Origin of the sequence: Legionella yabuuchiae, from assembly GCF_900640115.1 — a bacterium.
Taxonomy (GTDB): Bacteria; Pseudomonadota; Gammaproteobacteria; order Legionellales; family Legionellaceae; genus Legionella_A; species Legionella_A yabuuchiae.
The window spans coordinates 12,740-25,960 of sequence record NZ_CAAAIW010000021.1; the positions used below are offsets into that span (position 1 = coordinate 12,740).

A 13,221-nucleotide genomic window follows, 5' to 3' on the forward strand; every position below is an offset into this window, starting at 1 on the left:
AGAAGAGATCATTTTTTTAAGTTTTTTGACTCACAAACATTCAGTAAGGTCTTGCCTAATGTTGCATAAGAGCAAGTTACAATCGTTTTCATGCCAAGTGCTTTAGCCGTGACGGCTATGCGCTCACTGATCACCAAGCAAGGCTTTTCTCTTAGCCAGGATTGACCTTGGTTGCCAAATATAGCAAATAAATTTTGCACGGTTTCTTGACTGGTAAATAGTATAATATCCACGGCATCCTCATGCCAGAGTGAATTGATTTTGGATTGGGAATAACTCGGCAGCGCTCGTTGATAAACCTCTATTGGTGTTACATTCGCCCCACGCGCTTTCAGAGTATTCTGAATTAATTCAAGACCGCCTTCACCTTTAACCTGTAAGATGTGTTTATCGTTGACGTTTAATATCTGCGGTAATTTTAGTAAACCTTCGCTATTTTCTGGGTTAGGCACGGCGATCACCTTAACGCCTCTTTTATGCAACGCTTTGGCTGTGGCGTGACCAATCGCAACGACTTGAATCGCTGAAGGCCAGGTCATATGATGTTGGTCTAAACGGTCAAAAAAAAGATTTACAGCGTTTGTACTAATAAAAATACTGTAATCAATAGAAGAGAGTGAGGGAAGTTTACTTAACCATTGGTTTAGAGGTGTGATTGTAATTGCTGGTAATTCAATGCTTTGGCAACCTACGGATTGGATGAGCTGACTTAGCTCAGCATTTTGTCCCTTGGGTCTAGTGTTTAAAACTCGAATCGGAGTCAAGTCGCTCATGTTCGTATGGCATCGTGAATTAACTTGCCAGCGCCTTTTTGCTTCAGTTCTTCAGCTAAACGCACGGCAAGAGGTTGTGACTCGCTGAGTTTGCCCACTAACGCGCCTGCAATACCGGATTGTCCATCAACATGAAGAAGCCTCGCCTGGATGTGTATGGTTTCGTCTTGTCTCGGCTCGCAATACACCGCTAGCGGTGAACGACAGTTGCCTCCTAACAACGCATTAACGGTTCTTTCTGCTTTGACACAATGTTCGGTTAGAGCGTCATTGAGGGGGGCTATCAATTCGCGAATAGATTCATCCTCTTCACGACATTCAATTCCCAAGGCGCCCTGGCCACAGGCAGGCAACATGGCATCTGCCGAAAAGGTTTCTTTTATGTGCTGTTCTTCGTGAAGGCGCTCTAAGCCAGAAACTGCTAAGACGATCGCATCGTATTCGCCTGCTTTCAGTTTGTTAATTCGCGTCAGGATATTTCCTCTTAAGAGTTTCATCTTTAAGTCCGGACGTAAGGCAAGCAATTGGGTTTGTCTTCTTAGGCTGACAGTTCCAATGACAGCCTCAGGAGGGAGCTCTTGGAGACGGTTGTAGTTGATGCTTAGTAATGCATCAAAAGGGTTATGGCGTTTGCATATTGCCCCCAAGATTAAGCCTTTGGGAAATTCGGTTGGCACATCTTTCATAGAATGAACCGCCAGATCGGCACGACGGTTCAGCAGCGCCTGTTCGAGTTCTTTGACAAACAGACCCTTCCCACCTAGGGTGATTAGATTGTCTTTGAGAAATTTATCCCCGGTCGTTTTCATTGGGGCAAGTTCAATGCTAAGTTTGGGCCAATATTTAAGAAGGGCTTTACGAACATATTCTGCTTGCCATATGGCTAAAGGACTTTCACGCGTGGCTATTTTAAGTGCTTTGGAATACATGAACCGTAATAATTTATGTGAGCGCTGAATGTGGCCCATAGTATCATTAATTGATGGGATAGGGAAAATGTGCTATTCAGTGAGAGTGGCGATGGTATGTGAACAGGATTTCCTACTACAAAAGGCGTCATATGGAATTTATAAAACAATCAATGCGTTCAATAAATCAATTCATGCAACAGAATTTGGCAAGTTCTTCTCACCAATATGTTGTCGTTGGACTCATTGCGTTTCTTGGATTTCCGTTCTTTTACCTGTTGTGGGAAGCTTGGTATCCCCAACCAGAGACGTATGCTGCTTTAAGGTTACATTTATTCGGCGCATCGCTTGGGCTTGGTCTGGTGTTAAGTCCATTCTGGCCAAAACAGCTACAAAAACTCATTCCGTGGTTTTGGTTTGTCGCGCTTCTTTACATATTACCCTTTTTTTTCACCTATTTGTTTTTAATGAATCGCGCTAACGATTTGGCGTCGATGTTATTGTTAAGCAGTGTTTTTTTACTGGTATCATTAGTTGATTTTGTTAGTCTCATAGTGCTTTTATTGCTTGGAATTAGCATTGCTTTTGTCGCATATTATTTTACAGCCTCGGAACTTTTTTTTAATGAAGAGCATGCTGAGGTAGTGTTGTTGGCTATTTTTTTTATTGTGGCGGGTTCAACAGTTAATTATAAAAAAGCGGTGGTTGAACGCCAGCGTCTTAAAGGAATGGCCGCAGCCGCTGGCATGATTGCTCATGAACTTCGTACCCCATTGCTGAGTATTAAAAGCGGGGCACAAGCATTAAAAACATCACTACCTGCGCTTTTCGATGGTTATCGTTTGGCAAAAGAACAAGGCTTGTTGGACAAGCCAATTCGTGTCAACCGCCTGAATCAGTTGGAGGGGGTGAATGATCGCATCATTAATGAAATTAACTACGCCAATGCAATCATTGATATGCTATTAATCAAGGCCGGCCGCGACAACCATTTGGAACACTGTGTGCTTGAACCTTGCTCGATGTCTGAATGTTTGCAAGAAGCAATAGAACGCTACCCTTTTCGAACCAATGAAGCCCGGCGGTTAGTGCAGTTTGAAGGGGATTTTGAATTTTTCGGTTCAAAATTATTAATGCAACATGTTCTTTTTAATTTAATGAAAAATGCGTTGTACGCCATTGCGGTTGCCGAACGAGGGGAAATTAATATTTCAACGCACTCTGATGACCAATATCATTATTTGTATTTTAAAGACACGGGCTTAGGCATGTCGCAACAACAATTGCATCAGTTATTTGAACATTTCTATACCACCTCCTTCATGGGAACAGGAATCGGGCTTTCTTTTTGTAAATTAGTTATGAGGCGTTTTGGGGGGGATATACGCTGTGAATCTGAAGAAGGGGCTTACACAACGTTTATACTCTATTTTCCCAATCCCCGCGCAAATAGCATTGAGTTGGAGACCAAATCCAGCAAACAGAGAAAATAAAGAACAATAATTCGCATTTTTAAAGAGGTTGAGTATATACTAATCTTTTAGATTTAACCTAAATCCTTGATGCAATGACCATTGTAGTGAATGGTGATGGATTTAGATCGATAGTTAAGGTTTGCTCAGGAGGAGCTATGCAAAACTATAAGATTCCAACTTGTTTTTTTCCTAGTACTACGATCTTCCTTGATGACAATCGTGATTTTTTATTGAATTTCGTCCTGCAGCTAGATGAAGAGGTGGCTTATCGAATATTTGATAACCCAACTAAGGCATTGGATTACATTCACCATAAACACTGTGAATTTGAGTTTTTAAATCAACGATATCTTAATGAATATCATGAGTCTAAACAGAAAATTACACTACAACCTAACCCCAACAGTGACTTCGCAGCGATCCACGCGGAAGTGTATAACCCAAACCGATTTGCTGAGCTCTCTGTCATCGTGGTTGACTATGCGATGCCCGGCATGGACGGATTAGAGTTTTGTCGTCGCATTGAAAATCCCAATATTAAAAAAATTCTGCTTTCAGGACAGGCCAATGAAGCACTGGCCATAGAAGCCTTTAATGAAGGACTAATTGATCGTTACATTAAAAAAAATGATACCAACGCCGCTGAGCTAATCATCAAAAGCATTAATGAGCTACAGCATCAATATTTCCAGAGTATGTCTGATGCGATTGAACGAATGCTTACGATTCAGGCTCCTCCCTGTTTAAGTGATAAAAATTTTGTTCAATTTTTCCAGGGCATTCTCCAAGCGAATGGCATTATTGAGTATTATCTGGCGGATCATTCCGGGAGCTTTTTTATGCTCGATGAAGATGCAAATACCAGTTTTTTAATTGTCAAAAACGAACATGACATGAATGCCTGCCAAGAGCTTGCTTCTGCCCATGGCGCGAGCCGACAAGTGATTAATGAACTAACAAGCCGTAGAAAAATTCCAGGTCTTTGGTCTTCCAAAGTTTTAAATTCTGGCACGAACGATTGGACCAGTTGTTTATTGCCCGCAACCCGTTTGGATGCTACGCATCCGTATTACTATGCTTATTTGCGCGGCAATGACCTATTTAGTGTCCGTCAGCCTAAAATACTGTCGTATAATCGTTATATGGAAGAACTGGATGCTGAAGAATTGCTGATGCGTTCATGAAATATCGTGGAGGATTGACGCTTATCGTAACGCTCTGAGTGAGATTTAGGTAGAAATAACAACGCGTTATCGGTATCATTTTTTTATTCCTTAAGATTAGGTTCATCTCATGCGTTTAGGATGGTTATTTGGATTATTAATAGTCGCGACACCGCTCTTGGCGGCTGAAGATTTTTATCGCGAAGAAATTAGAAAACGCATTAGCCCAATCGGTAACGTGAGGGTTCAAGAAGCCCCTGAAGAAGCTCGTAAAACGGTTGAAGAACTTCAGCCTGAAGCACAAATGGTTGTTGAAAAAGCACCTGGGTCTGAAATTTATAATAGCTATTGTGCCGTTTGTCATCAGGCTGGTGTGGCTGGGGCGCCCAAATTTCGCGTTGAAGAGGATTGGAAAAAGCGTTTGGCTGAAAAGGGAATCAGCGGGTTAGTGACTACGGCTATTAAAGGCATCAATGCCATGCCTCCCAAAGGGACATGTGCGAAATGTACTGACGAAGAAATTAAACAAGCGGTTGAATACATGGTGCCACAAGCATGACAAAACGTATTTATAGAGTCTCACAATCTTTTTTGTTTCTATTAACTTTTTTTATAGTATTCATGTCGTTTTATTTTCAATACGTTGAGGGCATGATTCCGTGTCCTCTTTGTATTATGCAGCGTTTTTGTGCAATGGCTTTAGGTATATTTTGTTTAATGGGGATGTCTTTATCTACCCTTAAGCGTGCTCGCTTGGTGGCTGTGTTTCAGATGATTTTTTCACTGGCTGGTATTTATTTTGCTAGTCGCCAAGTTTGGTTACAGTCTTTACCTCAAGATATGACCCCAGCCTGCATGCCAGGATTAGACGTGATGTTAAAATATTTTCCATGGAAAGATATTGCCCACGCTTTATTCTTTGGTGCGGGTGATTGCGCTGAGCAGCATTGGCATTGGTTAGGCTTATCCATGGCCATGTGGACACTGTTTTATTTCATGTTCATGTGTTTGGCTAGCGTTCTTGTTTTTTTTATTCTTAAAAAAACCTTGCATCAAGTGACTGGTAAACCGTAGCGGTCTTGGTTATGATCGCTTCTTTATCCTTATGCGCTAGTTATGAACAAATTTCGTTGCGAAGTTACCCATCGCCATAAATACACAGCCGCAAGAGTCACGTGCGTTACAACCCCACACGGTGCATTTACAACTCCTGTATTCATGCCCGTAGGTACGCGCGCGGGCGTTAATAATATGACTCCCCGCGAATTAAAAGAAGCCGGTAGCCAAATTATTTTGGGAGGGAATACTTATCATATGTTATGCGCGCCAGGCATGGAGGTCATTGAGAAGGCGGGCGGCATGCATCAGTTTATGGGATGGGATGGTCCGATGCTCACGGATAGTGGCGGGTTCCAGGTCTTTAGTCTCTCAAAAAATAAAGAAATTTGCACCATTGATGAAGAGGGCGCACATTTTTCCTTACCAGGCAGTGATCGTATCATTCACATGACCCCGGAAATGTCCCTAGAAACACAGAAGATTATTGGTGCAGACATTATCATGGCCTTTGATCAGTGTACCCCAGACACCTGTACCAAAGAGCAAGTGCAGCATATCATGACTCGCACACACCGGTGGTTGAGGCAGTCTGTGGATTATCATTTGAAATACCCGACTTCGAAATATGGGTTTCAGCAAGCGTTGTTTGGGATTGTCCAAGGTGGGGTTTATGAGGCGTTACGGCGTGAGAGTGCTGCTTTTGTAGCCTCCATGGATACGGATGGCATTGCTATTGGAGGCGAAACGATTGGCTTTGATATGGAAAAGACCGTGCAGGTCTTAACCTGGGTAATGGATTTATTACCCCCCGAAAAACCACGCTACACCATGGGCGTTGGAATGTCCCCACAAGATCTTATCGATGTCGTCAAAGAGGGTATTGATATGTTCGATTGCGTGGCTCCAACTCGAAATGCAAGACATGGGGCGTTGTATTGTGGCCGCGTTGTAAACGATGGTCATTGGTTAAAGTTCGAAAGCGAACATGAGCAAGGCCGCATCCAAATTAAAAAAGCCATTTACGCTGACGATTTAGACCCGATTATGCCAAATTGTACCTGCTATACCTGTCAACATTATTCGCGTGCTTATTTACATCAGCTTTGTAAGCAAAAAGCTATTTTATTTACTGCGTTAGCAAGCATTCATAACGTTCATGTGTTGCATGATGTTTGTGATAAGATGCGTGCTCTGATTATCTCAAATTCATAATTACAAATGCGAAACGCATTTTACAGGAGACTTCATGATCCAGATTAAAACATCCAAAGGAACGATTAAAATTCAACTAGATGAGGAAAATACCCCTAAAACCAGTGCAAATTTTTTGCAATATGTTCGCGATGGCTTTTATGATAATACCATTTTTCATCGTGTCATTGATAATTTTATGATCCAGGGCGGTGGGTTAACGGCTGATATGAAAACAAAACCGGCCAAAAGCCCAGTTGAAAACGAAGCGAAGCAGGCCAAGCCAAACAAGCGGGGCACTATTGCAATGGCTAGAACTATGGATCCCCACTCAGCCACGTCGCAGTTTTTTATTAATTTAGTGGATAATACGTTTTTAAATTATAGTGGCGATCAAGCACAAACTTATGGTTACTGTGTCTTTGGTGAAGTGGTTGAAGGCATGGATGTTGTTGATGAAATAGCCAAAGTGAGAACAGGATCTCGCATGGGTCACAACGATGTTCCTAACGAAGATATTATTATCGAAGAAGTTCGCGAGCTATAGAGGTTGATTCATGCGGATAGAGGTCGGGCGCGGATCAATTTAAGGTATCGATTATTAAAAAGATAACCGACCGGCCTATTGCCGAGAATAATGAATAAAAATTTTGCCTATACTTAAGCATATACGACTTCATAAATATCACTGATTGATGGTTGGGAGGGAACCCTGATGCGAGTCTGGTTCGCGCTGTTTCTTAGTATGATAATCTCGGCTGCGGCCGCTGATCGCTTTGTGATCACTGGAAAACCGAGTGAATTAATTGTTCATGATGGGTATTATTCACTCCCGCCATCTCACATTGCTCAACCGCGCCATCATTTTATAACTTTTGCAAACCTGAGGCGTGTTTGTTTTATCCATGATATGCCACAGTTTGATGCACTGCCTAAATTAGTGCTCATCATTGAAGAAAATGACCATAAGGTCGCTTGGAATTGCTATTTATACGACCCCCATTTTTTTGAAATTGATTATTAGGGATTGCTGCAATTACTGCTTATTTTGAGGCTTAAGACGCTTTTTGAATTCTACGATATGAGCGTAAGCGTCATTAATCCGAGCTTCCGGGATTTCTCCAGTTTTGACTTTATTACGAATGATTTGAATGATTTCGCCAGGATTTTGTGCAGTATCGGATAATTGATTCCCAAATATCAACATGTCAGCACCTGCGTTTATTGCCAAACTTAATGCTTGTTCGAGACCATAATGTTCCGTGATGGCTTTCATCTGCATATCATCGGTAATGATAACACCGTCGAAATGTAATTTGTTACGTAACAAGCCGGTTAAAACGGATTTGGATAAAGTGGCTGGTAAACCAGAGGGGTCGAGTTTACGATTGACTATATGAGCGCTCATAATCATATGGCAGTGATTAGGTTCGTTTATGCTTAACTCGAAGGGAAGAAGCTCTTTTTCTTGCCAAGATTCTGTCACATCGACAAAGCCTAGGTGAGAATCGGAATCCGAACTTCCATGGCCAGGAAAATGCTTGTAAGCGCATTCAATTTGGTGTTGGGTAAATTCCGTAGCAAACAATTGTGCATATTGTTGCACAACGTATGGATTTTCAGAAAAACTCCGTTCGAGCCCGCCTATCACAGGATTATTGGGATTAATATCTACATCCAGTACTGGCGCAAAGTCTAAATTAAACCCGTAGGTGTGCAGAGTATTCGCCATCTCTTTAGCAGCATCTTGCGCTTCGCTCAAAGGCATTTGGGCAATACGTTTTGCAGAATAAGTATCCGGAAAGCCTTTATCTTTACGAAGACGAGTAACAACGCCACCTTCGTAGTCAACTGAGATGAGCAGCGGTAAATCGTCCCGATGATGGGTGCGATTTGAACGTTCGGCTTGTTCTTTTAAAGATTGATTGAGTTTTTTTAGCTGCTTCGGACTTGAAATATTTTTATCAAAAGTACCGGTTTTTTTATTGAAGTCAAAAAGAATTACCCCACCAATATTGTAGTGATTAATTACTTGAGTAATAGGAGAGTTCTCGGTAACTTCTTGGCCGTCAAAGCCGATAATGAGCATCTGACCTATTTTTTCATCTAAGGTAGGGGTAGCATGACCCAAAAAGGAAAGAAACATCAGTAAAGTGGCGATAAAAAAAGCATGAAACTTTGCCATTGGACATGGATTCCTCGAGGTAACGGATACTATATATTACATAAAAATCAAATATTAATCAACCTGGTTTTATATTAATCTATGCTTGGGCGTGGAATCGAAGTGACGCATAACGCCAAAGCAGGTTAGGTCATTTTCTCCCAATAACCATAGGGTGGGCCATTGACGGGGGAATTTGTTGGATCATACATGCTCCAAACTCATCTAGGATGAAACAAAAAAACGCCCCACTTCATCGTTTTAGAGGCTTGTAATTTGCCGATATTACCAGTAATCTGCATTAAACTTAAACGAAGAATCTAATTTGAACGCGATGCGTATAGTCCATGAAATTAAGCATGCTCGGGAGTTAATGAATCAAGGAGAGGTGATTGCTTACCCTACAGAGGCAGTCTTTGGGCTAGGGTGCGATCCGTTTAATGAAACAGCAGTAGCCCAATTGCTTCGTTTAAAGAATCGCGAATCTTCAAAAGGATTCATTCTTCTAATCTCTTCTTGGGAGCAATTATCAGAGTTAACCGCGCCGATTCCCGATTTGGCGATGCGAAAGGTTCAAGAAACCTGGCCTGGGCCTGTAACCTGGATTTTTCCAAGAGCCGAATCCATTCCAGATTGGATTACCGGCGAACGAGACACGCTAGCCATACGGATGAGTGCGCATCCTGTTGCAAAAGCGCTTAGTTTTGCCGGTCCATTGATTTCCACCAGCGCAAATTTGAGCGGCCAAGATCCTGCGAAAAGTGTTGAACAACTTGCTCAGCAATTTCCTGAAGGGATAGCGGGGATTGTCAGTGGTGAACTCGGTCATGAACCCTCGCCAACTAAAATTTATGAGGTTCTAACTGGTAAGCGATTAAGGTAGCGTGCTGGATTGGGGTGCACTCAGAGGTTTATTTGCGGGCTTTTTATCCATGAAATGAATCTGACCCCGCACAATCGTACCTGTTACCTTTAAAGAGTCGCTTAAATCCTTCAAAGGATTATGACTTAAGATAACCATATCTGCTAATTTCCCTCGCTCAATGGACCCTTTTTCGTGATCCAATTGATATAACTTGGCCGCATCAATTGTAAAGGACTCCAGCGCTTCTTTCATACTGATTCGTTCATTGATATTGAAATACTGTGGACAGCGGCGGTTAACCGGATAATGCCACCGTTGCACCGTTCGGGTGGTCATCCAGTTCATGGCATCAATTGGAGATGGAGGAACGGCAGGAGAGTTGGCGTGTGCTGGGGTTTGCCCTAATATTTTTTTTGCGGTTTGCAGGGGGTTCATTTGTAAAGCGCGAAGAGAGCCTAAACGCTCATGGCACATGTTTTCTCCCCAGTAAAAGAGATAAGGAGAAAACCAGCTAGCCTGAACCTCCAAGAGCTTAAGTCGTTGTAATTGGTCTTCGCGAATGTATTCAATATTGATGAGAACCAGCGGTGCTCCTGTGGGTTTTGTTTTTTGTAAAATATTTAAAGAAAAATCAATAGCTGCATCGCCATGTGCTTCAATGGCAAGCGGTATTTTTTGATGAAGCGCAGATGCGATTTCCTCTTCTAAGTCTTTGGGTGGACGGTGCAATGCCCCACGCCACCCTGAGCTAAAAGGAGCAATAGGTTGAATATAAGGTGATGTTAAATAAGCCGCATAATTTTGTGCTAAACCATCCACTTTAACAAGGACTGGTCCAGGATAGAGTCTTGGATTTTTCGCGGACATTTGTTGTAAATTGTGACGTTGTTTGGCATTGGAAGTTGTGTACACCACATCCAGTGGGAACGCTTTATTTTTGGTGGCCGCAATGTAGTTGTTAATCCATGAAGGGGTGCTGTTCACCTCAGTAATCGTCGTATACCCTTGCTCTGTATAATGTTTTGCTGCCGTTTCAATGGCCTCAGCCACCTCCATAGGTTTGATAAATGCGGTTAGAAAGTGATTTAAACTGTTGCCACTGATGACCCCTTCGTAGTCAATGTATATTGATCCAAAGCGTTTATCTTGTTGAATTTTCCTTATTGCGGCGGTGTTTAATAGGGCTTTTTGCCCGGATGCATAAAACACAAGGATGGGATGAGTAGCATCGATTTCATCTAATAACCCTTGATTCAATAATGCGCCTTGAACCCGTCCTTCATCATACCCACTCACAACCAACCAGGGTTTGCTAGGATCTAAATTGGCTTTTATGGCGTTCAGAAAATCATCGATGTTCTTAATCGGTTTCCAATGTGCTCTCTGAAAGGCGTTGGTGGTGGATAAATCTAGGGAGTGGTTTGCTAGCCATCCATACAAGATAAAGTGAGAGTAGGTATCAATAAAACCTGGCGCAACGGTAGCACCATTTAAATCGATAAGTGTTGTATCCGGGCCTTTACACTGTTCAAATAAGGATTTCTCATCACCCACTGCGACAATATGTTCTTGATGAATCGCAACTGCATGTGCCTCTGGCTGAGTGTTATTCAAAGTAATGAACGTTGCATTAATTAGGATTTTGTCTGCATTGTGGCATTGCGGATGCCGAGGGGGAATATTTTGGGCAAAAAGAACCTTAATGGAAAGTAATCCAGCAAGTAGAACTAGGCACCGCTTTGATATCCTCATAGGTTGTTCTTCCATGGCGTTTATTGTAATCCTAGCTTAAAAATGACTTTTTTTTCAAATAGGTAACAATTTGCGCAGATATTCCTGTCTTCAGAGTCTTGGGCAGGTAAGGTCGGTAGACCTTGCTGCTAACTAAAAATTATGTTTTGGAACATTAAGTTCCAATTTGCTGGGTGAGTTGCTTACTTGATGAGAAATTTGTGGTAATGTTGGCCCTATTTGTTAATTGATGGACAAAATAAAGTCCAGGTATAAGAAAATCGACGTTTGTGATTTTTTTTTGTACGATTATTAAGGTTTTCTTAAGTTATTCGGATTATAATGTTAGCTAGTGTTTTGTTCTCTAATCCTAAGTCGCGACCGTAAGGAAAGGAAACAGGACGTAGTGCTTGTGCTAACAAAGAGATTAAACTTACTGCTGATCTGATTAAGCAGAAAAGGAATACAATGAGTAATAAAAAACATGCTTTGACTGTATTCAGTTTGACTATGATTACAGTTGGCTCCGTGGATAGTATTCGAAATCTACCCGCGACGGCATTATTTGGCAGCCAATTGATTTTTTTCTTCGCGCTTGGCGCGTTATTTTTTCTCATTCCCACGGCCTTGGTTTCAGCTGAGTTGGCTTCAGGCTGGCCCAAGCAAGGTGGAATTTATATTTGGGTTAAAGAAGCATTTGGAAAACGAGCCGGCTTTTTTGCGATTTGGTTGCAGTGGATTGAAAATGTCATTTGGTACCCAACGATTTTATCGTTTGTTGCAGGTACCGTGGGATATTTGATAAATCCTGCTTTGGCCGAAAACCCTTATTTTCTCTGGTTAATTATCGTCAGTGCTTTCTGGGGGGCTACGTTAGTTAACTTAGGTGGTATGAAATCCTCAGCCATGTTTAGTAATATTTGTGCAATTTCGGGACTGTTAATTCCCATGGCGCTCATTATTGGGTTGGGAGCCGCCTGGATTCTTGGGGGAAATCCCATGCAGGTTCATTTTGCATCTAATGATGTGATCCCTCACTGGCAAGATCATTCCATGTGGGTTTCTTTAACCGCCATCATGATGTCATTCTGTGGTATTGAAATCGCAACAGTTCATGCCAACGATGTTGACAATCCACAACGAGCATTTCCTTACGCGTTAATTTACTCGGTGTTGATTATTTTAAGCACGCTAATCTTAGGCTCATTAGCCATTGCCGTGGTTCTACCACAAAGTGATATCAACCTGGTTGCTGGTATTATGCAGGCATTTGATGCTTTTTTTGCTCGCTATCATTTAAGCTGGTTTATGCCGCTCATTGCAATCATGTTAGTATTGGGCGGTTTAGGTGGTGTGAGTAATTGGATTATTGCACCAACGAAAGGGCTATTGGTGGCTGCTGAAGATGGCAATCTTCCTCCCTTATTTCAACGAACCAACAAACGCAATGCACCATTAACAATGCTTTTGGGTCAAGCCGTTATTGTTACAATCTTGTCTAGTTTGTTCTTATTTATGCCAAGCGTGAATGGCTCTTATTGGTTGCTTACGGCTTTGGCTGCGCAGTTGTACATGATTATGTATCTCATTATGTTTGCTGCCGCAATTAAGTTAAGATTAAGTGCTTTTGATCATCCCCGAGGATTTAAAATTCCAGGTGGGATGCCGGGACTTCTTTTTGTTGCCGGCATTGGTATTGTTGGCGCTTTAACCACACTGATTGTCAGCTTTATGCCTCCGGATGGAATAAATGTAGGCAGCATCACACGCTATGAAATTACCTTGCTGTTAGGCTTTATCGTTATGTGCTTGCCACCATTTATTGCCAATAAATTCCAATCTCGCCGAGCGAATAAAGCATCGATACAGATGGCACAGTAGAAAACTGGGGT

13 protein-coding genes are annotated in these 13,221 nt (G+C 42.0%); 9 read left to right on the plus strand and 4 right to left on the minus strand.

The window, feature by feature from the left end:
• Positions 1-8 precede the first annotated feature (8 nt).
• Both E1O47_RS08600 and hemC read right to left on the minus strand, forming a co-directional pair.
• On the minus strand, positions 9-773 hold the full coding sequence (locus E1O47_RS08600) for a uroporphyrinogen-III synthase (protein WP_133130851.1): 765 nt from the start codon (positions 771-773) through the stop codon (positions 9-11).
• The gene (hemC, locus tag E1O47_RS08605; protein ID WP_133130890.1) at positions 770-1,702 is read right to left on the minus strand and encodes a hydroxymethylbilane synthase; all 933 of its coding nucleotides are present in this window, start codon (positions 1,700-1,702) and stop codon (positions 770-772) included. The genes E1O47_RS08600 and hemC overlap by 4 nt, the downstream gene beginning before the upstream one ends.
• A gap of 131 nt (positions 1,703-1,833) precedes the next feature.
• On the opposite strand from hemC, the gene E1O47_RS08610 reads away from it, so the two are divergent.
• From E1O47_RS08610 to E1O47_RS08640, 7 genes are all read left to right on the plus strand, one after another.
• Positions 1,834-3,174: a sensor histidine kinase gene (locus tag E1O47_RS08610; protein ID WP_133130852.1), complete on the plus strand. Its 1,341-nt coding sequence runs from the start codon at positions 1,834-1,836 to the stop codon at positions 3,172-3,174.
• Between the two features lie 137 nt (positions 3,175-3,311).
• Positions 3,312-4,340: a response regulator gene (locus E1O47_RS08615; protein ID WP_133130853.1), complete on the plus strand. Its 1,029-nt coding sequence runs from the start codon at positions 3,312-3,314 to the stop codon at positions 4,338-4,340.
• A gap of 109 nt (positions 4,341-4,449) precedes the next feature.
• A complete protein-coding gene (locus E1O47_RS08620; protein ID WP_133130854.1) occupies positions 4,450-4,878 on the plus strand; it encodes a c-type cytochrome in 429 nt (142 codons plus the stop codon).
• Positions 4,875-5,393 carry a disulfide bond formation protein B gene (locus E1O47_RS08625; RefSeq protein ID WP_133130855.1) on the plus strand — a complete coding sequence of 173 codons (519 nt, stop codon included), beginning with the start codon at positions 4,875-4,877 and terminating at the stop codon, positions 5,391-5,393. Before E1O47_RS08620 ends, E1O47_RS08625 begins: the two co-directional genes overlap by 4 nt.
• A 42-nt stretch (positions 5,394-5,435) precedes the next feature.
• Positions 5,436-6,590, plus strand: a complete 1,155-nt coding sequence (gene tgt / locus E1O47_RS08630) for a tRNA guanosine(34) transglycosylase Tgt (RefSeq protein ID WP_133130856.1) — start codon at positions 5,436-5,438, stop codon at positions 6,588-6,590.
• 34 nt (positions 6,591-6,624) lie between these two features.
• On the plus strand, positions 6,625-7,116 hold the full coding sequence (locus E1O47_RS08635) for a peptidylprolyl isomerase (protein WP_133130857.1): 492 nt from the start codon (positions 6,625-6,627) through the stop codon (positions 7,114-7,116).
• Between the two features lie 168 nt (positions 7,117-7,284).
• Entirely contained in the window at positions 7,285-7,593 is a 309-nt protein-coding gene (locus E1O47_RS08640) for a hypothetical protein (RefSeq protein WP_133130858.1), read from the plus strand.
• Positions 7,594-7,605: 12 nt separating this feature from the next.
• Here the strand turns inward: E1O47_RS08640 and E1O47_RS08645 are convergent, their stop codons facing one another.
• Positions 7,606-8,754 (minus strand): glycoside hydrolase family 3 protein, encoded by a 1,149-nt coding sequence (locus E1O47_RS08645; RefSeq protein ID WP_133130859.1) that lies wholly within the window; start codon positions 8,752-8,754, stop codon positions 7,606-7,608.
• A 313-nt stretch (positions 8,755-9,067) separates the two neighbouring features.
• On the opposite strand from E1O47_RS08645, the gene tsaC reads away from it, so the two are divergent.
• On the plus strand, positions 9,068-9,616 hold the full coding sequence (gene tsaC / locus E1O47_RS08650) for an L-threonylcarbamoyladenylate synthase type 1 TsaC (protein ID WP_133130860.1): 549 nt from the start codon (positions 9,068-9,070) through the stop codon (positions 9,614-9,616).
• Here tsaC and E1O47_RS08655 read toward each other — a convergent pair.
• Entirely contained in the window at positions 9,608-11,365 is a 1,758-nt protein-coding gene (locus E1O47_RS08655) for an amidohydrolase (protein ID WP_133130861.1), read from the minus strand. The genes tsaC and E1O47_RS08655 overlap by 9 nt on opposite strands.
• A gap of 432 nt (positions 11,366-11,797) precedes the next feature.
• Between E1O47_RS08655 and E1O47_RS08660 the strand changes: the two genes are divergently transcribed.
• A complete protein-coding gene (locus E1O47_RS08660) occupies positions 11,798-13,210 on the plus strand; it encodes an APC family permease (RefSeq protein ID WP_133130862.1) in 1,413 nt (470 codons plus the stop codon).
• Positions 13,211-13,221: the final 11 nt, after the last annotated feature.

Bases quoted from the DNA above. Each gene is read 5' to 3' on its own strand.
- E1O47_RS08600 (WP_133130851.1), bottom strand. From the start codon at position 773: ATGAGCGACTTGACTCCGATTCGAGTTTTAAACACTAGACCCAAGGGA.
- hemC (WP_133130890.1), bottom strand. From the start codon at position 1,702: ATGTATTCCAAAGCACTTAAAATAGCCACGCGTGAAAGTCCTTTAGCC.
- E1O47_RS08610 (WP_133130852.1), top strand. From the start codon at position 1,834: ATGGAATTTATAAAACAATCAATGCGTTCAATAAATCAATTCATGCAA.
- E1O47_RS08615 (WP_133130853.1), top strand. From the start codon at position 3,312: ATGCAAAACTATAAGATTCCAACTTGTTTTTTTCCTAGTACTACGATC.
- E1O47_RS08620 (WP_133130854.1), top strand. From the start codon at position 4,450: ATGCGTTTAGGATGGTTATTTGGATTATTAATAGTCGCGACACCGCTC.
- E1O47_RS08625 (WP_133130855.1), top strand. From the start codon at position 4,875: ATGACAAAACGTATTTATAGAGTCTCACAATCTTTTTTGTTTCTATTA.
- tgt (WP_133130856.1), top strand. From the start codon at position 5,436: ATGAACAAATTTCGTTGCGAAGTTACCCATCGCCATAAATACACAGCC.
- E1O47_RS08635 (WP_133130857.1), top strand. From the start codon at position 6,625: ATGATCCAGATTAAAACATCCAAAGGAACGATTAAAATTCAACTAGAT.
- E1O47_RS08640 (WP_133130858.1), top strand. From the start codon at position 7,285: ATGCGAGTCTGGTTCGCGCTGTTTCTTAGTATGATAATCTCGGCTGCG.
- E1O47_RS08645 (WP_133130859.1), bottom strand. From the start codon at position 8,754: ATGGCAAAGTTTCATGCTTTTTTTATCGCCACTTTACTGATGTTTCTT.
- tsaC (WP_133130860.1), top strand. From the start codon at position 9,068: ATGCGTATAGTCCATGAAATTAAGCATGCTCGGGAGTTAATGAATCAA.
- E1O47_RS08655 (WP_133130861.1), bottom strand. From the start codon at position 11,365: ATGGAAGAACAACCTATGAGGATATCAAAGCGGTGCCTAGTTCTACTT.
- E1O47_RS08660 (WP_133130862.1), top strand. From the start codon at position 11,798: ATGAGTAATAAAAAACATGCTTTGACTGTATTCAGTTTGACTATGATT.